Source organism: Winogradskyella ursingii, from assembly GCF_013403975.1.
In the GTDB taxonomy this organism is placed as follows: Bacteria; Bacteroidota; Bacteroidia; order Flavobacteriales; family Flavobacteriaceae; genus Winogradskyella; species Winogradskyella ursingii.
This window is the reverse complement of sequence record NZ_JABFDH010000002.1, coordinates 339,887-360,482: the sequence shown is the minus strand read 5'-3', so window position 1 is coordinate 360,482 and position 20,596 is coordinate 339,887. Positions and strand designations below refer to the sequence as shown.

The window sequence follows — 20,596 nt, the reverse complement described above, 5'->3', positions numbered from 1 at the left end:
ATTGTTGGGATACTTTAATTATTTTTTATCACCGGAATCAACCGTAGTTTCATCAGTAACAGTTATAGTTGCTGGTTCAACAGAACTGTCAAATGAATCATGATACTCTTCCAATAAATTCATTGTGGCATTTAGAAGATCTTTAGTCTCTAACAATAATCCAAAATAAAGCGTAGTATTCTTTGGACTTGATTCTTCATTGCGTGTTCTTTCAACCTGTCTAGCGATTTTATCTGTAACTAGATCCAATATTTCTATTTTGCGATTAATGATTAGCCCTATTTGAGCAAAAGAACGTGAATCAAAGGCCGATTTGGTATCACTAAAAAGCATTTCCATAGCATCATCGACTTCTTTAAGTTCTTTTATCTGGCTAAACTTAAGTTTTTTATGATTGTTGTTGATGTGTTTATGACTAACCTTAGAAATATATTCTAAAGATTGAGTCATATCTTGTAAATATCCTAAGATGTTAATGTAAAAACTACTTGCTCTTAAACTTGTTTCATCAAGATTCTTAATAAAATAGAAAATATTATCACGTAAACTATCTACTTCTTTTGATAGTTTATCTATTTGTTTTTTATTCTTTTTTAACAGAGCTAAGTCTTGCTTCGCTAAACCGTTAACAGCATTTGTGTATATCTTGTTTCCGCGTTTTACAACATTAGAAATGTTTCCGGCACTTTCTACAATAACTCCTTGTACAGATCTACTTCCGGTTTCTCTAAGGCTATCTTCTTCAACCAATTTATTAGAACTTTCTTTATGTGCTTTGTAGTTTCTGTATAATAAAAATACGGTTATCAGCAAAAGAATCGGAATCATTACAGATGGATTCCAATTGATTAAAAACACAACGGTTCCTGCTGCTAAGAAAGCACCAATTGCAGTACCAAACCATCCACCGATTACATTTAAAACACCGGCTACTCTATATACGGCACTTTCTCTTCCCCATGCTCTATCAGCTAGAGATGTACCCATGGCCACCATAAAAGTCACGTAGGTTGTAGATAAAGGTAATTTCATAGATGTTGCAATAGCTATTAACACACCGGCTACCATTAAATTAACCGAAGCTCTAATCATATCAAACGCGGGAGCATCAATACTTTGATCCTTTGTAATCATCACATTTGGTTTTTCAAAACTTTTACCAACGCTTATTCGAAATGCTTTAGGCACTAAAGCACTATAATAAGTAGATAAATTAGTTGTGAACTTTACCACAGATCTCGAAAGCGCATTTGGCTCAAACTTCTCGTGAGTTTCACCTTGGCGTGATAAACTAATCTCAGTCTCAGCAACTGTTTTTGCTTTTTTAGAGAACCAAAGCGTTAATACCATAATAGCTCCCGATATAAAAAGTAATAAAGGTTCTGCAGGCACCTTTTCTTCTAATACAGACATTGACATTGTCACGTCCATACCGCCAGCTACCCAAGCTTCGTATGAATGATAGGCTGCCATTGGAACACCGATAAAGTTCACTAAATCATTTCCTGAAAAAGCTAGAGCCAATCCAAAAGTACCAACTCCAATCACGAATAATAAAACAGTTTTTTTAGTCAGTTTTTCGAATATGAATGAAAATAAGGTCCAAAAAACAAGACTTCCGATAATAATATAAATCTCATTACCCTCTACAACACTTTTCATTTCTGAGTAGTAAGGAGTACCTTTTAAACCTTTTAAAAAGATAAAATATGTAATGGCTGTTAAAGCAACACCACCGAATAAAACTCCAAAATTCTTTACTTTTTTCTCATAATTAAAGGTAAATATAAGTCTTGACACCCATTGAACAAGAGCACCTACTGAGAATGCGATTAGAACAGATAGTAAAATTCCACTGATAATGGTAAGCGCAGTATCAGTAGCAATGTATTTACCAAGATCAGCCAAAGTCTCAGAATCTGAATGCGTAATTTTAATGACTGACATTACCACTGCAGCACCAAGTAAATTAAATACAATAGAAACTGTTGTCGAGGTAGGAAGACCGAGAGTATTAAAGAAATCTAATAACAGAATATCTGTTATCATCACGGCCATAAAAATGAGCATAATTTCTCCAAACTCAAATTGTGCAGGGACAAAAATGCCTTTTCTGGCAACCTCCATCATTCCGCTTGAGAAAACGGCTCCAATAAAAATACCTAAACTGGCTACGATCATAATTGTTCTTAAAGAAATAGCTTTAGAACCAATAGCGGAATTCAGGAAATTAATTGCATCATTACTTACACCAACTATGATATCAAAGACAGCAAGTGTAGTTATGGCAATTAGCATTAATAAGTAAATATTATCCATAATTATTTAATTCAAATAGTTTGCAAATATGCTTATACAATTTAAGTGTAACGTTATCTAATTGTTATTTTTTATAGCTTAAAAATGAATATCAAAACCAAGTCTAAATCTTATACTGTCATCATTCCCATTAAGTGTGGTATAACTGATATCTGATTGTACTTTTAATTTATGCCCAACAATGTATTTTGAAGCGCCTAAAGTATATTGATTAGTAGGAAGAGCGTTGGTTACTCTTTCAAAATCTAAAGTTGTAAATCGAGCGGCTATTTCATAATTATTTTTAAACAAGTAACCTGCCTGTAAATTTAACGCATCTCCTGTTAAAACAATATCTCCAGTTGGAGTAATACCATCTAATTCGGTGGCGATTTCGTCATCGGCAGTTCGCTTAGCATATTCTCCCATGAACGAAAAACCGTTATACTTGAACATTGCATCAGCAAATATAGTGGTTTGATCTGTTTCATAGATAGAACCGTCAGCTCTTATCATGTAATCACCAGCAAAACCTCGTTCTCTAACGGCATCTTCATTAAAATTATAGGTAAAACCAACCATTAATTTAGGCGTTTCTTCACGCTTTAAATCAGACTGAACATAATCTCCACCAGATTTAAATGTGCCGAACGGCAAAAACTCTAAACGAGCAGTATATTGTAGACCTCCTTCATTGCCCTCTGTCACATTACGACCTTCACCTTGGGAAATTGAGAATTTTTCACGCATCAAAAACTCACCGCCAAGGTTTGTTTTGTGGCGTAATTGAATACCTAGATCACGATCTATATTAAAACGACTGTTGAGTAAAGATCGATCTATTAATTGAAGATTTCCAGATGACACCACACGCTCAACATTGCCAGGTAATTTTGTCTGGCCTGCCCACAGTTCCCAATTTCCTGAAAAATTCCATTTGAGGACGGCATCAAGTATATAACGCGGTGTATTTCTGTTAAACTGGTTGGCTCCAGAAATATCTCTATTGGATAGACCCAGTTCTATTTTATATTTAAGTTTTGGGCTATAAGCAAAGCCGTCAAACTTTAAACGAGCTCTTCGAACAATAAAGTTGTGTTCTGGGCTACCGTATTGATTTCCATCGTGATCCCATGCGGAAATAGATCGTACTTGAAAACGAGGGGCAAATTTTACACTAAAAGAACTGTCTTTGGCCACAAAGTTAATTAACCCTTTGCCAAAGGAAGTGTCACTGATTTCTTGAGCATTGATTGGAGTAAGTGCTATTAGAGCAATAGCTACTAGCGCAATTTTAAATTTCATATTAAGGTATTAGTTTTTGTCGCTGCAAATAACCAACTTTAATGTTAACTGAATGTTTCCTAACTATTAATTTTTCAAAAAGTACAAAAAAAAGACTGCTTTTAAAAAAAGCAGTCTCATTAGGACTCATAAGTATTGGTCGACAAAAACTAATAAAATATGAAATACTAATTGTCTCGAATTAAGACACTCCAAATATGGGAACTATAGGTAATTATAATGTAAAGCCAATATTATTTAATTATTAAGAAATAGAAATATTGGTCTTCCAATGTAGAAATGTTACACGTATCTCTAAAATTCCAATGTTAAATTAATGTTATGTAAATGTTGTTTTAATGTAAAATATGTGCTATATTTGATACTATAACAATAATAAATCCCAAATAGGTATGAAAAAGATAGTCGTAATATTAGTAATGCTATGTGTAGGTTTTACTTATGCTCAAGATAAGCAACAGCCTAAACTAGAAAAGAAAGGTGAAATCACTATAGCAACTTATTTTCATGATAACGGTGAAATAGAGCAGGTTGGTACTTTTAATGCGGATGGTAAATTACATGGAGAGTGGACAAGTTTTGACTTCGAAGGGAAAAAAGTAGCAGTTGGTAATTACGAACAAGGGAAAAAAGTAGGTAAGTGGTTCTTTTGGACTGACAACTCATTGAAAGAAGTGGACTATATTGATTCTAAAATTGTTAGTGTGAACAGTTGGGATAACAAAACAAAAGTTGCTATAAACGATAAATAAATTTAATACCGAATAAATATTAAAAGGGCTTCCAAATTTGGAAGCCCTTTTTTATGCTTTTCTATAATAGAAATAAGTTAAAACTTAAATGAATAACCCAAAGAAATCTCAGTGCCAGGTTCTCTTAATGAGAAAGTCTGATTTTCTGCACCGAAAGATTCATACTCGCTTAATCTTGTGCTATTAAGGATATTGTTCACCTTTAAATCTATCGAAGATTTTTTGTCTTCTCCAAATGATTTATTCAAAGTAAAGTTTAAACTATTAAAAGGAGTTGTATAAACATCTGGAACTGGTCCGATACCAACAACTTCCAAAGTTTTTCCTTGGACATTGTAAAACAAACCTGTTTGTAAGCCAATTTCAGAATAATTGTAATCAAAACCTACATTAATCAGGTATGGTGATTGACCTTGTAAATCTCTTTCACGGTCAATAGTTTCTCCATCTCTTGCGTTATCTTGCCTACTTTGAAATTCATCGTCAGACATAGTCAATTCGGATTTTATATATGAGAAATTAGCATTGAACTTTAAGTTGTTTAAACCTTCCGAAATAAAACCTAAGCGCTGTCTAAGTTCAAATTCCAGACCGTAAACGCTGGCATTACCTAAATTACCAACAGTTAATTGCGTAGTCGCCTGCTGAAAGAAGGTTTGCTCAATAGGATCTGTAAAATCTTTAAAGAAACCACTGATGGCGAACATCTGTCCATTGTCTCCAAAACGCTCATATCTTAAATCAAAATTATTCACGTAAGTCGGTACTAAATCAATATTACCAATAAATAATCTGTTGGTGATTGGATCAAAAATCTGAGATACCGAAGCTTCTTTAAATGATGGTCTTGCGGTAGTTCTCGAATATGAACCTCTCAGGTTAGACTTTTCGTTAAGCGCATAAATGACATTGGCAGATGGAAAAAAGTCATACTCATCCAAAATTAAATCTCTATCAAAGAAAATAGTATTGTTGTCTCTAGTACCAGTGTAATAAGAATTGAATAATTCTCCTCGGATACCGAGCACAGTTTTAAGATTTTCAGTTAAATTAAATTCAGCCGAAAAATAAGTTGCTGCGATATGTTGTTCACCTTCATAAGCATCAATAGGATTAAAGGTGTCAATTGAAATCAAATACGTCCCAGTCTCACTTGTTGGATTCCAAATATTATCAGAATCCAATAAATTATCAACATCACCATCTGCAATAAACGATTGATCACCTCTAATATTAAATGTATAATCATCAGTGCTAAAATCCCTAAACTTGTAAGTATATGCACCACCAAACTTTAATTTGGCAGGTTGTCCAAATAGGTCAATACTTTTATCTAAATCTGCCTTACCATTCCAAGTTTCTTCTAAAAGATTTCTCCATAGCTGGATTGGGAATGTAGCTGCCGAAGGTGATAAAAAAGAGTCACCATCATCTGCTTGTTGCAATGGAGTGATACGATGACCTTTATCCATTACTTTAGAAAAAGTAGGTGATAATTTCCACTCTAAATTAAACGCTTTATCATCGTCTATACTATTTATTCTGTGCTGTCCACTAATAAGCAGATTAGTGATAGAACGCTCAGTGTAGGTTATAGAATTTTTTGTCAATGGTTCTAGTGCACCACCAGTACCGTCCTGTGATATTATTTGGTTAAAGAAGCCTGCTGTAGATTCGCCATTTTGAATATGGAGCAAATTCACCTTAAACTTAGACAAATCAGTTTTATATGTTAAACCGACAAGACCATTTAAAATCACATTATTAATACCTTCTGAACCTCTAGAGTCTAAAGCTGCAAGCAATTGATTATCGGACAGATCTTGGGGGTTTTTTATGTAACCACCATCAATTCTATTTTTGTAAAAAGTAGTTTCATTTTTATAGGAAAATGAAGCTTGATAACCAAGTCTGTCTTCACCAATATCGTATTGATTACCTAAGGTAAAGCCAAAATCAAAATTCATTCCGCTTGTTTGCTGTTTAGCAGCTAATTCTTTTTGAAAGCGGTCTGTAAGAGTGGTTAAGAGAAGTCTATCTTCTGAAGTTCCAGGAATTGGTTGATAACGGTTAATTGGCAAATCGCGCGTACCATCATCAAATCCGAGAAAATCCGTGTCACTTCCTTCTGAAGTTAAATAATTGTCATTAAAGTGCATATCTGGATTATATCCTGTGCCTAATGACAACGTGTATTCGCCACGACTAGGAAAATCTTTTGTGACAATATCAACAATACCACCAGTAAAATCCGCAGGATATTCTGCAGAAGCAGACTTGAGTACAATCACATTATCCAAAATGTTTGTTGGAAATAAATCCATTTGAATTGTATTTCTATCGGGATCTAATCCAGGAATATCAATTCCATTTAAGATAGATTTGGTATAACGGTCACCCAATCCACGAACATAAACATATTTACCTCCCTGTATAGATACACCCGGAACCGATTTTACAGCACTTGCCACATTGCTGGCACCAGAACTTTTAATCGCTTGAGCAGATAGACCGTCTAAAACGACAACAGATTTTCGTTGAAGGTTTAAAACAGAGCTTTCTGTATTACGTTTAGTTGAAGTGGTAATAACAACAGTTTCTAATGAGTTGGTTTCTAAAGTGACATCTAAATTAACAATCTCATCGTCCTTAATTATTACATCTGTAATTTCCTTAGTGTTATAACCAACAAATGAGAAAACTAAAGTGTAAGTACCTTCCTCTAACTCTAATTCATACTTTCCGTCAAAATCTGATGTGGTACCTTTAGTCGTGCCTTTTACCAATATATTGGCGAAAGCCATTGGTTCGTTAAAATCCCCATCGATAACATTACCGGTAACTTTACCTTGAGAAAAGGCAAAACTTGTAAACAGAATGAAAACAAAAATTAAAGCTATTTGTATATGTTTCATATAGATATTTATATAATCCAACGCCTAATAAATAAGCGTTGGATTTAGTAATTGAAAAAAGTGTTTTTTAGAAACCTAATCCACCAGCAGTATTGGCATACGTCCAGCTAAGGTTTGAGGTATTTGCTCCAACAGTTTGATTACCCATAGTAACGGCCGTAGCAGTAGATCCAAAGTCTGATACAGTTACCGTTTCAGCTTTGTTGGCAAAAATATCTTGAACGTTTGCAACACCATCAGGTAAAACAATATGGAAAGTTCCAAAAGTTAATAAACCGTTATTGTAGTTGGTCGCAACTCCGTCATTATCCAACTCAATATCCGATGAATCTTTAAATCCAAAAGCATAGATATTAGAAGTATTCCCTTGGGCGTTACTTCTGTAGTCAGCATATTCCCCGTTAGCAGTAACAGTGTTACCTATAATAGTTGCATTTTGTAGAGTAAACTGACCTGAACCTGTGCCTTCTGGGCCATCAATCTCAAAAGCATGGTCAGAATTGTCTCCTAATACCACAACAGCATTGTCAATTGTGCCAGAATAAGCCTGATCGATATCCAAAGCATCATCACCTTGTGCCCAAACCAAAAGGTTCGATGCATTTACAGTACCACCAAAGAATTCGATACCGTCGTCTACGTTGGCAACGACCTCGATGTTATCAATTGTAGTTCCAGCACCAACACCACCAAGCGTCAATCCATTGATTTCGTTACCTTCACCAATTAGAGCACCACCATGACGGATAGAAATGTAACGCAGGTTACCAGAACTATCTGCAGGTTCATTGCCTCCATAAAGTCCAAATGTATCATCTGCAGGAATACCCTCAATTTGAGACTCTAATATGTCACCAGAAAAAGATGCTGGAGCATTACCAAGGACAATCAATCCTCCCCAACGACCAGTGTCGTTCTCGTCCAAATTAGTTCCGGCAGTTTGTCCGCAAGTAATATTGTCTTCTGTGGTTGTAAATACAATTGGTTGGTCTGCTGTACCCTGAGCGTTAATTGTACCATCTCTGGCAATAATTAGTGCAGATGCTAAAGAACCTGTTCCAGGAGAGCCTTTTATTATCGTTCCTGGATTAATAGTTAATGTTACACCAGCGCCAACAACAACTTTTTGATTCAGTTGGTAGATGTTATCTGCCGTCCATGTTGTACTTGCTGTTATAGCACCAGTCACAGGAACTACAGGGCAAGTCTCGGTTCCGCCATCGCCACCACCATTATTTATAATTGTAGTCTCTTCGATAATAATAGGAGTGTCATCATCTTTAAAACAACTAGTAAAAACTAGAGTTGAAGCTATTAAGGCGGTTAAAATTACTTTTTTCATGAGTTAAAATTTAGATACAGTTATATTTCATATTATGTGGTGCAAAGAAACATACATTACTCAACCTTGGCGTTAATCAAAAATTAAGCATTTGTGATAAAAAGGTTAGCTTAAGGTTAGCTTAGCGTTAACTGATTTTATACTAATGAAACAATTACTTAACATTGAAAATAGAACCAATACACACTGTTTTTATAATGAATTACCTTTCAATTTATATATCTTGCATGAAAGAAATATTACACTATGAACTGGGAGCAATTACTATCCTTAAAACGATACGGAGACTCTAATAAAAGACTTAGAAAAGAACAAGATGAAACCCGATTGGGTTTTGAGGTAGATTACGACCGAATCATTTTTTCGTCAGAATTTAGAGGACTTCAAGACAAAACTCAAGTTGTGCCATTATCCAAAACAGATTTTGTGCACACGCGATTAACGCACAGCTTAGAAGTAAGCGTTGTTGGCAGATCTTTAGGTCGTAAGGTAGGTATGTTGTTGTTAGAAAAACACCCACATTTAGTCAACGTTCATGGATACAAAATGAATGATTTTGGAGCTATTGTTGCTGCTGCAGCTTTGGCTCATGATATTGGTAACCCACCTTTTGGGCATTCTGGTGAAAAAGCGATAGGAGCTTATTTCAAAAATGGAAATGGTTCAGACTTCCAAAAGCAACTTTCAGCAAAAGAATATCAAGATTTGTGTGATTTTGAAGGCAATGCCAATGGATTTAAAATTTTGACTGAAAGCCGTCTGGGAAGGGAAGGAGGACTCCGATTGAGCTACGCTACCTTGGGAGCATTTATGAAATATCCAAAAGAGTCATTGCCCAAAAAACCAACTAAACATATTGCGGATAAAAAATATGGGTTTTTTCAAAGCGAAAAATCGATGTTCAAAGATGTTGCTGCAGAATTAGGACTAATGAAGCGAGACGTAAACAATGAGAGCTATCAAAGGCACCCTTTAGCATATTTAGTTGAAGCAGCAGATGATATTTGTTATACAATTATAGATTTTGAAGATGGCATAAATCTCGGTCTAATTGAAGAGGACTATGCATTGGAGTATCTTATAAATTTGGTAAGAGATCGAATTATCACCAAAAATTATAATGCTCTCCATACCACTGAAGATAGAGTGAGTTATTTACGGGCTTTGGCTATAAGTACATTAATTGATGAGGCTGTGTCGTTATTCATGAAGCATGAAGACGCTATATTATCTGGTACTTTTGAGACGGCATTATTAGATGTGAGCCAATATAAAGCTCAGATTAAGGATATTATTAAGTTAAGCGTTAAAAACGTATATCAATCCAAAGAAGTCATAAATAAAGAAATTGCAGGTTATGAGATTTTAAACCAACTTTTAAATGCTTTGGGAAATATGGCATTTAATTATTACGATGGTAATGTCTCTAATTATGATAAATTGTTGCGCAATAGCTTACCACAAACCGTATTGATTACCGAAGATCACCTATATACAAATCTGATGTCTGTTTGCCTCTATGTGTCTAAATTGTCCGACACAAATGCGATGCTATTACATCAAAAATTGAAAGGAAATATATTATAAGAATGTATTTCATCGAATAAATTTGTTATTTAACGATATTTTGTTTTTATTTACTTTAGAATCAGCCCTCAACTAAATTACCTACTTATGAGAAATAATATACTTGGAGGCTTAGTCATTTTCATGGTTGTGGTGACTTGCCTATTAATGATCGATGACATTACCAATCCACAGAACTCATCTAAAAATTACGAAGCAGCTGAGGTTAATAGTTCTGAAACAGAGTCAGAATTAGCCATTGTTGAGCGTGAAGAGTAAATGCTCTAATTGTTTTCTAATAGAATCTGTATCTAACTTCTGTAATTTTAGAAGCTGGCCAACAGTGCCATGCTCTACAAATTCATCTTCAATGCCAAGAGTGATAACTTTTTGCTTATAGTTATTATCGTTGGCAAATCTTATAATAGAATTGCCAAATCCACCAATTACCGCTCCATCTTCAATAGTCACAATAGCTTTATAAGTTTTGAGGATTTGATGCAATAGCTTTTCATCTAAAGGTTTCACAAATTGCATATCGTAATGTCCTATATCGTCTTTTTGTTTTAAGGTTGAAATAGCTTCTGAAATGTTATGCGATAAAGTTCCAATGGAAAGTACAGCAATATGTTTTCCTTTTTTTAAGCATATTCCTTTCCCAATTTTAATCTTCTCAAAAGGTTGTTTCCATTCCAAAATATGACCTCTGCCGCGAGGATACCTAATAGCTATGGGAAAATCAATTCCTAATTGCACCGTATACATGATATTGCGAAGTGCGATAGCATCACGCGGTGCAAATATCACCAGATTTGGAATACAATTCAAATAAGCTAAATCAAAAACACCATGGTGGGTCGCGCCATCCTCTCCAACCAAACCAGCTCTATCCAAACAAAAAATAACAGGTAAATTTTGAAGTGCCACATCATGTATCACTTGATCATAAGCTCGTTGTAAAAAGGTTGAATAAATATTGCAAAATGGAATCAATCCTTGGGTGGCCATACCAGCTGCTAATGTAACGGCATGTTGTTCTGCAATACCAACGTCAAAGGCCCTGTCCGGTATTTCTTCCATCATATATTTAAGTGAGCTACCCGTAGGCATGGCTGGTGTGATACCGATTATTTTTTCGTTTTGATGGGCTAACTCCAGAATAGTCTCACCAAATACATCTTGATATTTTGGAGCTTCCTCAACTTTTGATTTTAATGGTAAGTCACCTGTCTTGGCGTCAAATTTTCCAGGTGCATGGTATTTTACCTGGTCATGTTCCGCTTGTTTTAATCCTTTACCCTTAGTTGTAATGACATGAAGAAATTTTGGGCCTTTTACATTTTTTAATCGCTCTAATTCTGAAATTAAAAGCGGGAGATTGTGTCCGTCTATTGGCCCGGAATAATTAAAATTTAAAGCTTCAAAAATATTATCTTGTTTCTGAGTTCCTTTTTTTACGTTAGTAAGATATTGCTTTAAAGCACCAACACTTGGATCAATCCCAATGGCATTATCATTCAGTATAACGAGTAAATTAGAATCCGTGACTCCTGCGTGGTTGAGACCTTCAAAAGCCATTCCGCTAGCAATCGAAGCATCACCAATAACTGCTATATGTTGTTTGTTCTCACCTTTTAATTTTGAGGCAATTGCCATACCCAAAGCTGCCGAAATTGAAGTAGATGAATGCCCAACTCCAAAAGAATCATATGCACTCTCACTTCGTTTAGGGAAACCGCTAATACCGTTTAATTGTCTGTTGGTTTCAAAAACCTCTTTCCTGCCAGTTAAAATTTTGTGACCATAAGCTTGGTGACCAACGTCCCATATCAATAAATCTTCAGGTGTATTGAAAACATAGTGTAGTGCTATAGTTAACTCAACCACACCAAGACTAGCACCCAAATGGCCTTCTTTGGTGGCAACGATATTTATAATAAATTTACGAAGCTCTTTTGCGAGCTGAGGTAAATCTTCTGATTTTAGTTGGCGAAGATCTTTTGGGAGATTGATATGTTTCAGAAAATTACTCATAGAATTACAAATGTACCATAAGCAAATGTATTTTTAATTCAATTAGAATCGTATTTTTACATCTATGATCAACCCATTTGACGATACTTATTTTATGAAAAAAGCGCTTCAGGAAGCGGAGGTTGCTTTCGAAAAAGGAGAGATTCCCGTTGGTGCAATTATTGTGGTCGAAGATATAATTATTGCCAGAACACACAACTTAACGGAATTACTGAATGATGTTACAGCTCATGCAGAAATGCAAGCTATAACATCAGCAGCCAATTTTTTGGGAGGCAAATACCTGACTAATTGCACACTCTATGTGACTCTTGAGCCTTGCCAAATGTGTGCTGGAGCATTATACTGGAGCCAGATTTCAAAAATAGTTTACGGAGCCTCTGACGAGCAACGTGGTTTTGAAACAATGGGAACAAAACTGCATCCCAAAACTAAAGTGGTCCGTGGTATTTTAGCCGAGCAAGCTTCAATATTGATGAAACGGTTTTTTATTGAAAAACGAAATTTGAATTAAAAAATAACACAGTGAATAAGATATACGTAATTATGATCGTGCTACTTGCATTAAACTGTAAGTCAACAGATAATCAGGACAATTTGAAAAACGAGGACATAGTTTTAATTAGCAAGGGTAACTTGCACGGGTCTGGCTCAGAAGGGATAGAAAAACAAAGCAGAATAATTGAGACTGAATCTGAGTGGAACGATTTGGTGTCCAAAATGAATTCTGTAAATAAAGTCTCCAATTCCTTTTCTGAAACAGATATTAACTTTTCAATACATTCGGTAATTACAGTTTTTGATGAGGTAAAAAGTACCGGAGGTCATAGTTTAGAATTGGATATTCAAAATACTTCTGATAAAATTATTATTGAGGTAATTAGGAAGGCTCCTGAGGGAATGGCTACAGCCGTGATCACCCAACCATATTATTTGGCGAAAATTCCAAAAATTAACAAAACGATAGAATTTAAATAAAGGCAAAAAAAAACGCCCAACCAAAGGTTGAGCGTTGAAACTTTAATAAAGTATGTCTTAAAGAACGCTTACATTTGCAGCAACCATTCCTTTTCTTCCTTCTTCTTCTGTGTACTCTACTTGATCACCTTCGCGTAATTCTACGCCATTAAGGTTTGATACGTGTACGAAGATGTCTTTTCCTGTTTCTTCGTTGGTAATGAATCCAAATCCTTTTGAATCATTAAAAAATTTAACTGTTCCAGTCATTATAATATAAATAAAAATTAAAGTGCAAAGATATAATTTATATCTGTGTTAATGTTAACAAACCGTTGTTTTTTAAGATATTGAATTTTAATGGGTTAAAAATTTTTATTTATTGAGAACACGATGCCTTATATACAAAGGGTTCACAGAGAATATAGATTAAGGGTAGAATAAAATATTATGATTTATTGTTTTTTTTGGTTCTCACGCATTTTATCCAAATTTTCTTTTGTTAGCATATAATCCTTAAGATTTTTTCCCTTCCAACGGTAATAAGAAAATAACGGAAAAACGACTAAGAACAATCCAACAACTCCAAAGCCAATTAGTTTTTCAGAAAAATCTACTTTTAGAATAAAACCACAGATGATGCTACTAATTGATGCAATTAGCGCGATAAAAGTTATAATTTTTAAGAGTTTCAATTATTAAAGATTTGAATTAAGATGTAAAATTAATCAATTCAATTCGGTAAGCTGTCAACAGTTTAGATTTAGAGACAAAACCATAATATTTACCATCTTTAATTACTGGCAGATTCCATGCATTTGATTCCTGAAATTTATGCATAACATCCAGCATTGAGTCTTTTTCATAAATGATATATGCTGGAGCTTGATGCATAAAGGTTTCAACCGTTGTGGATTCATATAAAGATTGGTCAAACATTACGGTTCTAATATCATCCAATAATATAATGCCAACAAAACTACCGTCAGTATCGGTTACAGGAAATAAATTTCGACTAGATTGGGATACACCTTTGTTAAGCATATCACCCAAAGTCATTTCGGGATATAGCTGGACAAAATCTTGCTCAATGACTGAGTCGAGTTTCATTAAAATCAATACATTTTTGTCTTTATCCTGTGTCAGTAACGCTCCTTTTTCGATCAGTTCCTTAGTGTAAATCGTGTGGTCCAATCCGTTTTTGTTAATTATAAAAGACATTGAAGCTGTAATCATCAAAGGAACGAATAACTCATAACCTCCCGTGATTTCAGCAATGAGGAAAATAGCAGTAAGTGGTGCATGAAGTACACCTGCAATTAATCCTGCCATGCCAACTAAAGTAAAATTGGCTTCAGATACGTTGAAACCTAGTCCACAATTATTAATGACTTTGGCGACTACGTTTCCAAGGGCACTTCCCATTACTAACGTCGGAATTATAATTCCGCCAGTTCCACCCGCTGCAAATGTCGTTGTCATGGCAATGGCCTTGAAGATGGTAATCCCAAATAATAACCCAATAACAATCCAAATATTATCTAGATACTCATCAAAGGGAGTATTGCCCAAAGCTTCAATATCGTTCCCGATCATTAAATTGTTAATAAAACCGAATCCTTCACCATAGAGTGGTGGAATAAAATAGAGCATTATGCCAATGGCAAGACCTCCAATGATTAATTTGTGTCGTGCAGATTTTAATCTATTAAAGAGTGATGTTATCCCAAAATATATTTTTGAAAAGTATATGGAAGCAATTCCGGTACCAATGCCAAGAATTATATAAAACAAGGTGTCCTTAATCAGAAATTTTTCTGAAACTGTAAAGTTGAAAAGTACACTGTCTCCCAAGAAGAAATAGGAGGTTATTACAGATGAGACAGACGCTATTAATAATGGTAAAAGCGAAGCGAAGGTTAGATCTAAGCTAAAAACTTCAATGGCAAAAATGATGGCTGCGATGGGTGACTTAAAAATAGATGCAATAGCACCTGCGGCTGCACAGGCAATTAGTAAGCTTCTTGTTTTTTTATCGATATGAAGCATTCTGCTCAGATTTGAACTTAATGCTGAAGCTGATGCAATTGCAGGACCTAGTAAACCTACCGAACCTCCAAAGCCTACAGTCAGTGGTGCTGTAATAAGCGGATAATAAATCTTGGTTTTATTGATGACTCCATCGCGTTTTGATAATGCATAAAGAATCGATGGAATAGCATGTTCACTCGGTTTTTTGGAGATATACTTTACAAATAAGTAAACTAAAAAGAGCCCGATAATGGGCAATATAAAATAAATGCTGTTTTTACTAAGTATGATTCCTTTTTCAAGAATTGCTTCAATAGAAAAAGTAATATTTTTAATTGTGACAGAAATAATTCCTGCCAACAAACCAATGATTAGGCTTAAAAGAAAAACAAAGTTTTTTTCAGAGATATACTTGTATCTCAAATTCAGCAAACGCTTATAGAGTTTAGTTTTGGTTGACATATAGTAGACCTATCTAGACTTAAAACCAGACAGGTCTAAAGTTATGATTTTAAATTAAGTTTTAAACTCAATTCTTCTAGTTGTTCCTTATCGATTGGAGCAGGAGCGTCAATCATCACATCTCTACCAGAGTTGTTTTTTGGGAAAGCAATAAAATCCCTAATAGTTTCCTGTCCACCTAAAATAGCAACCAGTCTGTCTAATCCAAATGCAATTCCTCCATGTGGTGGCGCGCCATATTCAAAAGCATCCATTAAAAACCCAAATTGCGCTCTAGCTTCTTCTTCCGAAAAACCGAGATGTTTCAACATTATGGCTTGCGTGGCTTTGTCGTGAATTCTAATTGAGCCTCCACCAATTTCGTTTCCGTTCAATACTAAATCATAAGCATTGGCCTTAACTTCGCCAGGTTTGGTGTCTAGTAGTTCCAGTTGTCCTGGTTTTGGCGAGGTAAATGGATGGTGCATCGCGTGGTAGCGCTCTGTATCTTCATCCCATTCCAAGAGGGGAAAATCCATTACCCATAGCGGTGCAAATTGATTAGGCTTGCGTAATCCTAATCGCTCTGCCAATTCCATACGCAGGGCACTTAACTGTGCTCTCGTTTTATTGGTTTCTCCAGAAAGTACTAATATTAAATCACCAGCTTTAGCACCAGTTTTTTCAGCCCATTTTGACAAATCCTCTTGGTCGTAAAACTTATCGACTGAAGATTTATAAGTACCATCCTCATTACAACGACAATAGACCATACCTAACGCACCAACTTGTGGTCGTTTTACCCAATCTATAAGTTTGTCAATTTCTTTTCTGGTGTAAATGTTTCCATTAGGAACTGCAATTCCGACAACCAATTCAGCTGAATTGAAAACATTAAAATCTTTATGTTGTGCAACTTCATTAAGTTCTCCAAATTCCATCCCGAATCTTATATCTGGTTTGTCGTTTCCATACAAACGCATCGCATCATCATAAAGCATTCTTGGGAACTTTTCAACTTCAACACCATTGATTTCTTTCAGCAAATGACGTGTCAATCCTTCAAAAGTATTAAGAATATCTTCTTGCTCTACAAAGGCCATTTCGCAGTCGATTTGTGTAAATTCTGGTTGTCTGTCTGCGCGTAGATCTTCATCACGGAAACATTTGACAATTTGAAAATACTTATCCATGCCACCAACCATCAACAACTGTTTAAAAGTTTGAGGTGATTGTGGTAGAGCGTAAAACTGACCTTCATTCATACGAGATGGAACGACGAAATCACGTGCGCCTTCTGGTGTGGATTTAATTAAGTAGGGTGTTTCAACCTCAATAAAATCTTCGTTTGAAAGGTAATTTCTAACGGCTTGCGTCACTTTGTGCCTAAACATTAAACTGTTTTTAACCGGATTACGACGAATATCTAAGTAGCGATATTTCATACGCAAATCCTCACCACCATCGGTTTTATCTTCGATAGTAAAAGGTGGCACTTTGGATGTATTTAAAATAGTTAATTCTGAAACTAAAACTTCAATATCGCCTGTTGGAATATTTGGGTTTTTAGAAGCGCGTTCCTGAACTTTACCTTTTACCTGTATCACAAATTCCCTTCCAAGTTTTTGGGCTTTTTCCATCAATTCTATTGAAGACTGCTCTTCATCAAAATAAAGTTGAGTAATGCCATAGCGGTCACGTAGATCGACATATACCATAAAACCTTTATCTCGGATCCCTTGAACCCATCCTGAAAGTATAATTTCTGTATTGCTGTGGGATGCTCTTAGCTCACCACAATTGTGACTTCTGTACATATAATAATCTTAATCGTGCAAATTTAAAATTAATTAATGATATAACGTTATGTGCCCGATTCAAAAAGAATTCAAGGATTATCATATATTTAAAAAAACTCTTAATTTCTGTTAAATATTAAATATTATTCAGATATTTGAGTGTAATATTAACTAATTCTAATCAAATGAAGAACAAACATGTTTTTATTAAATTGCTAATGTTTTCGTTTTTTATGGTGCCTTCGATGTTTTTTGGACAAGAAGTCACAGGAAAAATGACAGATCAAGCAACTGGTGTTCCCATAATTGGAGGAACCATAATTGAAAAAGGTACATCTAACGGGACAACAACCGACTTCGACGGTAATTATAGTCTAGCCGTAGATAATTTTCCAGCAACTCTGGTGTATTCCTATCTGGGTTACAAAACGGTCGAAATAAATGTTAATTCTGCTTCTACTGTCAATGTAGAGATGGAAGAATCGGCGGCATTATTAGACGAGGTAGTTGTTACTGGACTAGCTTCATCTACCAAAAGATCCAATGCGGCAAATGCAGTTGCGTCGGTATCTGCTGAAAAGTTGACAGGTGTTACGGTACAGTCTGGATTGGATGGTGCTCTTTCTGGAAAATTTACAGGTGCAGAAATTAAAGCTAATTCTGGTGCTCCTGGTGGAGGTATTTCAATGCGATTAAGGGGTGTAACTTCGGTATTTGGTGATCAACAACCTTTATTTATTGTAGATGGAGTTTATGTAGATAATCAATCCATTGGTTTAGGAAATAATATTGTTAGTGAAGCTGCTGGTGGTGGAAACCCATCAACTAACCAAGATGATGCGTCCAATCGTATTGCTGATATAGATCCTGAAGATATAGAAAGTGTTGAAATATTAAAAGGTGCTTCGGCCGCAGCTATTTATGGATCTCGTGCTGCTGGTGGTGTTGTTCTTATAACCACTAAGCGTGGTAAATCTGGACTGCCACAGACTTCATTCTCTCAAGTCGTAGGATTAAGAAGTCCTACACAGTTGTTAGGGATAAGAGATTATACGCAAGCTCAAATAACTGCCCTTGGAGGTCCTGATAATCCTGTTTTAAATGATTATGAGGCTGAATTGTTCGATAATACTGTAATCTCATCGACCACACGTTTTTCAACATCTGGTGGAGGCGAAATGAATGATTACTTCTTTGGTGCAACCCATAGAAACGAACCTGGTTTAGTAGATAATACTGGTTATAAGAAAAGTTCTGTAAGACTGAACATAGGTCAACGTTTTAACGATTGGTTGGATATATATGTTACCACAAACTATATTAACTCGCAATCAGATAGAGGGTTCTTTAACAATGGTAATGCTAATAGAACTGTAGGTTATGCTTTGGCATTTACCTATCCATGGGAAGATTTATTTCCAGTAGATGGGGTTTATCCTCAAGGTGGTGCAGGCTCTAATGTTTTAGAGACAGTTGCTCTTACAACAAATAGAGAAGAGGTTAATCGTTTTATAGGTAGTGCAAAAACTAACGTTAAACTATTTACAAATGATAACAATAGATTAAAATTGGTATTAGAAGGTGGTTTTGACCAATATACCCTAAGATCTACTAGTATTTTTCCAAGTGCATTAACCTATTTTAGAGACCCAACATCTTTAGGTGGTGTTTCAATTTCTGGTACTACAGTGAACACAAATTACAATATATCCGCATTTTTAGTACATGATTTAAATTTGGATAATGGATTGAGTTTTACTACGCAATTAGGTAGCTTTTTACAAGATTTTGACAGAAATACAGTTTTAACTATCGGAACTGGGCTTAACGGTTCGCAAACAAGTTTAAGTCAAGCATCTAATATCTCAACCAATCAAACTATAATTCCACAGAGAGATAAAGGTTTCTTCGTGCAGGAAGAGATTAATTATCAAGATAAAATTATAGGAACAGTGGGTATTCGAGGGGATAAATCTACCAATAATGGTGAGGCTAATCGATTCTATTACTATCCAAAAGCCAACTTAGCAATTAACCTAAGTAAGTTTGATTTTTGGAATATCGAAACGGTTAATTATTTTAAGCCAAGAATTGCATATGGTGAGGCTGGACGCTTTTCACAATTTAATCAACGTTTTGCCACTATGAATGCCCAATTTATAGACGGTGAATCTGGTTTAAGCCCTGGTGATCTTAGAGGAAACTCAAATATAGGTCCAGAAAGACAATCAGAGTTGGAATTTGGTTTTGATTTAGGCGTATTGGACAATAAGTTTGTTTTGGAAGTATCATTTTATGACAAGCAAGTAAAAGAGCTATTACTTAATTCTCAAATTCCGACATCTTCCGGTTTTACTGCGGCTCCTGTAAACGCAGGTACCTTACAGAACAGAGGTCTTGAATTGGGTCTGAATGCCAATATTTTGGAAAAAGAAGATTTTTCATGGAATGCCGACTTTAAATGGTGGAAAAACAAATCTGAAATTACGGAGCTCGATATACCTTCATTTACTACAGGTGGCTTCGCGGCTTCTTTGGGTACGTTCTTAATTCAAGAAGGAAAAAGTGCAACACAAATTGTAGGTACTTATGACCCAGATAACTTTACCGCTGAAGAAATCGCAAGACGAGATCCGGAAGGCGATGGTTTCTTTGTGTATGGAAATGCCGAGCCAGATTTTCAGATGTCTTGGTACAATGAAATAAAATACAAAAATTTTGACTTTACATTCTTATGGCACTGGAAAAAAGGTGGTGATAATATTAACCTATCAACACTCTTATATGACTTGGCTGGTACTACTTGGGATTTTAATGATACAGATTTAGACCCAAGTGGTGAATTGACGAATGGTGAATTTAGAGGAAGCCAAGCTTTTGTGAATCCCGATCCATATATTGAAGATGCTGGTTACATTAAACTTAGAGAAATTGGTTTATTTTATACTTTGCCAAATGGTCTAATAAAATATGCTAATAAGATTAAAGTAGGTGTTTCTGGTAGGAACTTAATTAACATTTTTGATTACAACAGTTATGATCCTGAGGTTTCCAACTTTGGTAACAATGTGTTGGCAAATAACGTTGAGGTAACTCCTTACCCACAGTCAAAGTTCATTAACTTTCATTTTAATGTAAATTTCTAAAAAAAAAATT

Annotated in this window: 15 protein-coding genes; 6 read left to right on the top strand and 9 right to left on the bottom strand. The window is 35.2% G+C overall.

The features are described from left to right. Positions 1–18 precede the first annotated feature (18 nt). Positions 19–2,319: an inorganic phosphate transporter gene (locus tag HM983_RS05330; RefSeq protein ID WP_179344361.1), complete on the bottom strand. Its 2,301-nt coding sequence runs from the start codon at positions 2,317–2,319 to the stop codon at positions 19–21. A 78-nt stretch (positions 2,320–2,397) separates the two neighbouring features. Beyond that, positions 2,398–3,603 (bottom strand): porin, encoded by a 1,206-nt coding sequence (locus HM983_RS05325; protein ID WP_179344360.1) that lies wholly within the window; start codon positions 3,601–3,603, stop codon positions 2,398–2,400. A 392-nt stretch (positions 3,604–3,995) separates the two neighbouring features. On the opposite strand from HM983_RS05325, the gene HM983_RS05320 reads away from it, so the two are divergent. Further along, entirely contained in the window at positions 3,996–4,355 is a 360-nt protein-coding gene (locus HM983_RS05320; protein WP_179344359.1) for a toxin-antitoxin system YwqK family antitoxin, read from the top strand. A 77-nt stretch (positions 4,356–4,432) separates the two neighbouring features. On the opposite strand, the gene HM983_RS05315 is transcribed toward HM983_RS05320, so the two are convergent. Further along, complete coding sequence (locus HM983_RS05315) at positions 4,433–7,270, bottom strand: TonB-dependent receptor (protein ID WP_179344358.1); 2,838 nt, start codon at positions 7,268–7,270, stop codon at positions 4,433–4,435. 67 nt (positions 7,271–7,337) lie between these two features. Then, positions 7,338–8,612 carry a hypothetical protein gene (locus HM983_RS05310; protein WP_179344357.1) on the bottom strand — a complete coding sequence of 425 codons (1,275 nt, stop codon included), beginning with the start codon at positions 8,610–8,612 and terminating at the stop codon, positions 7,338–7,340. 246 nt (positions 8,613–8,858) lie between these two features. On the opposite strand from HM983_RS05310, the gene HM983_RS05305 reads away from it, so the two are divergent. Together HM983_RS05305 and HM983_RS05300 are read left to right on the top strand one after the other, a co-directional pair. After that, entirely contained in the window at positions 8,859–10,199 is a 1,341-nt protein-coding gene (locus tag HM983_RS05305; protein ID WP_179344356.1) for a deoxyguanosinetriphosphate triphosphohydrolase, read from the top strand. Positions 10,200–10,286: 87 nt separating this feature from the next. Beyond that, a complete protein-coding gene (locus HM983_RS05300) occupies positions 10,287–10,457 on the top strand; it encodes a hypothetical protein (protein ID WP_179344355.1) in 171 nt (56 codons plus the stop codon). Here the strand turns inward: HM983_RS05300 and HM983_RS05295 are convergent. Further along, a complete protein-coding gene (locus tag HM983_RS05295) occupies positions 10,431–12,212 on the bottom strand; it encodes a 1-deoxy-D-xylulose-5-phosphate synthase (RefSeq protein WP_179344354.1) in 1,782 nt (593 codons plus the stop codon). The genes HM983_RS05300 and HM983_RS05295 overlap by 27 nt on opposite strands. A 64-nt stretch (positions 12,213–12,276) precedes the next feature. Here HM983_RS05295 and HM983_RS05290 point away from each other — a divergent pair, with 64 nt between their 5' ends. Further along, positions 12,277–12,726, top strand: coding sequence for a nucleoside deaminase (locus tag HM983_RS05290; RefSeq protein ID WP_179344353.1), 450 nt, complete (start codon positions 12,277–12,279; stop codon positions 12,724–12,726). Positions 12,727–12,737: 11 nt separating this feature from the next. Beyond that, on the top strand, positions 12,738–13,190 hold the full coding sequence (locus tag HM983_RS05285; protein WP_179344352.1) for a protease complex subunit PrcB family protein: 453 nt from the start codon (positions 12,738–12,740) through the stop codon (positions 13,188–13,190). Between the two features lie 57 nt (positions 13,191–13,247). Here the strand turns inward: HM983_RS05285 and HM983_RS05280 are convergent, their stop codons facing one another. The 4 genes from HM983_RS05280 to aspS all read right to left on the bottom strand — a co-directional run bounded on the left by HM983_RS05280 (position 13,248) and on the right by aspS (position 17,458). Continuing rightward, positions 13,248–13,439: a cold-shock protein gene (locus HM983_RS05280; RefSeq protein WP_179344351.1), complete on the bottom strand. Its 192-nt coding sequence runs from the start codon at positions 13,437–13,439 to the stop codon at positions 13,248–13,250. Between the two features lie 185 nt (positions 13,440–13,624). Then, positions 13,625–13,864 (bottom strand): hypothetical protein, encoded by a 240-nt coding sequence (locus HM983_RS05275; protein WP_179344350.1) that lies wholly within the window; start codon positions 13,862–13,864, stop codon positions 13,625–13,627. Between the two features lie 16 nt (positions 13,865–13,880). Further along, the gene (locus HM983_RS05270) at positions 13,881–15,662 is read right to left on the bottom strand and encodes a chloride channel protein (protein WP_179344349.1); all 1,782 of its coding nucleotides are present in this window, start codon (positions 15,660–15,662) and stop codon (positions 13,881–13,883) included. A gap of 41 nt (positions 15,663–15,703) precedes the next feature. Beyond that, complete coding sequence (gene aspS, locus HM983_RS05265; RefSeq protein ID WP_179344348.1) at positions 15,704–17,458, bottom strand: aspartate--tRNA ligase; 1,755 nt, start codon at positions 17,456–17,458, stop codon at positions 15,704–15,706. A gap of 167 nt (positions 17,459–17,625) precedes the next feature. On the opposite strand from aspS, the gene HM983_RS05260 reads away from it, so the two are divergent. After that, complete coding sequence (locus tag HM983_RS05260) at positions 17,626–20,586, top strand: SusC/RagA family TonB-linked outer membrane protein (RefSeq protein WP_179344347.1); 2,961 nt, start codon at positions 17,626–17,628, stop codon at positions 20,584–20,586. The last annotated feature ends 10 nt before the right edge of the window (positions 20,587–20,596 follow it).

What these genes read in the sequence shown, in the direction of transcription:
- HM983_RS05330 (WP_179344361.1), bottom strand. Translation starts at nt 2,319, where the DNA reads ATGGATAATATTTACTTATTAATGCTAATTGCCATAACTACACTTGCT.
- HM983_RS05325 (WP_179344360.1), bottom strand. Translation starts at nt 3,603, where the DNA reads ATGAAATTTAAAATTGCGCTAGTAGCTATTGCTCTAATAGCACTTACT.
- HM983_RS05320 (WP_179344359.1), top strand. Translation starts at nt 3,996, where the DNA reads ATGAAAAAGATAGTCGTAATATTAGTAATGCTATGTGTAGGTTTTACT.
- HM983_RS05315 (WP_179344358.1), bottom strand. Translation starts at nt 7,270, where the DNA reads ATGAAACATATACAAATAGCTTTAATTTTTGTTTTCATTCTGTTTACA.
- HM983_RS05310 (WP_179344357.1), bottom strand. Translation starts at nt 8,612, where the DNA reads ATGAAAAAAGTAATTTTAACCGCCTTAATAGCTTCAACTCTAGTTTTT.
- HM983_RS05305 (WP_179344356.1), top strand. Translation starts at nt 8,859, where the DNA reads ATGAACTGGGAGCAATTACTATCCTTAAAACGATACGGAGACTCTAAT.
- HM983_RS05300 (WP_179344355.1), top strand. Translation starts at nt 10,287, where the DNA reads ATGAGAAATAATATACTTGGAGGCTTAGTCATTTTCATGGTTGTGGTG.
- HM983_RS05295 (WP_179344354.1), bottom strand. Translation starts at nt 12,212, where the DNA reads ATGAGTAATTTTCTGAAACATATCAATCTCCCAAAAGATCTTCGCCAA.
- HM983_RS05290 (WP_179344353.1), top strand. Translation starts at nt 12,277, where the DNA reads ATGATCAACCCATTTGACGATACTTATTTTATGAAAAAAGCGCTTCAG.
- HM983_RS05280 (WP_179344351.1), bottom strand. Translation starts at nt 13,439, where the DNA reads ATGACTGGAACAGTTAAATTTTTTAATGATTCAAAAGGATTTGGATTC.
- HM983_RS05270 (WP_179344349.1), bottom strand. Translation starts at nt 15,662, where the DNA reads ATGTCAACCAAAACTAAACTCTATAAGCGTTTGCTGAATTTGAGATAC.
- aspS (WP_179344348.1), bottom strand. Translation starts at nt 17,458, where the DNA reads ATGTACAGAAGTCACAATTGTGGTGAGCTAAGAGCATCCCACAGCAAT.
- HM983_RS05260 (WP_179344347.1), top strand. Translation starts at nt 17,626, where the DNA reads ATGAAGAACAAACATGTTTTTATTAAATTGCTAATGTTTTCGTTTTTT.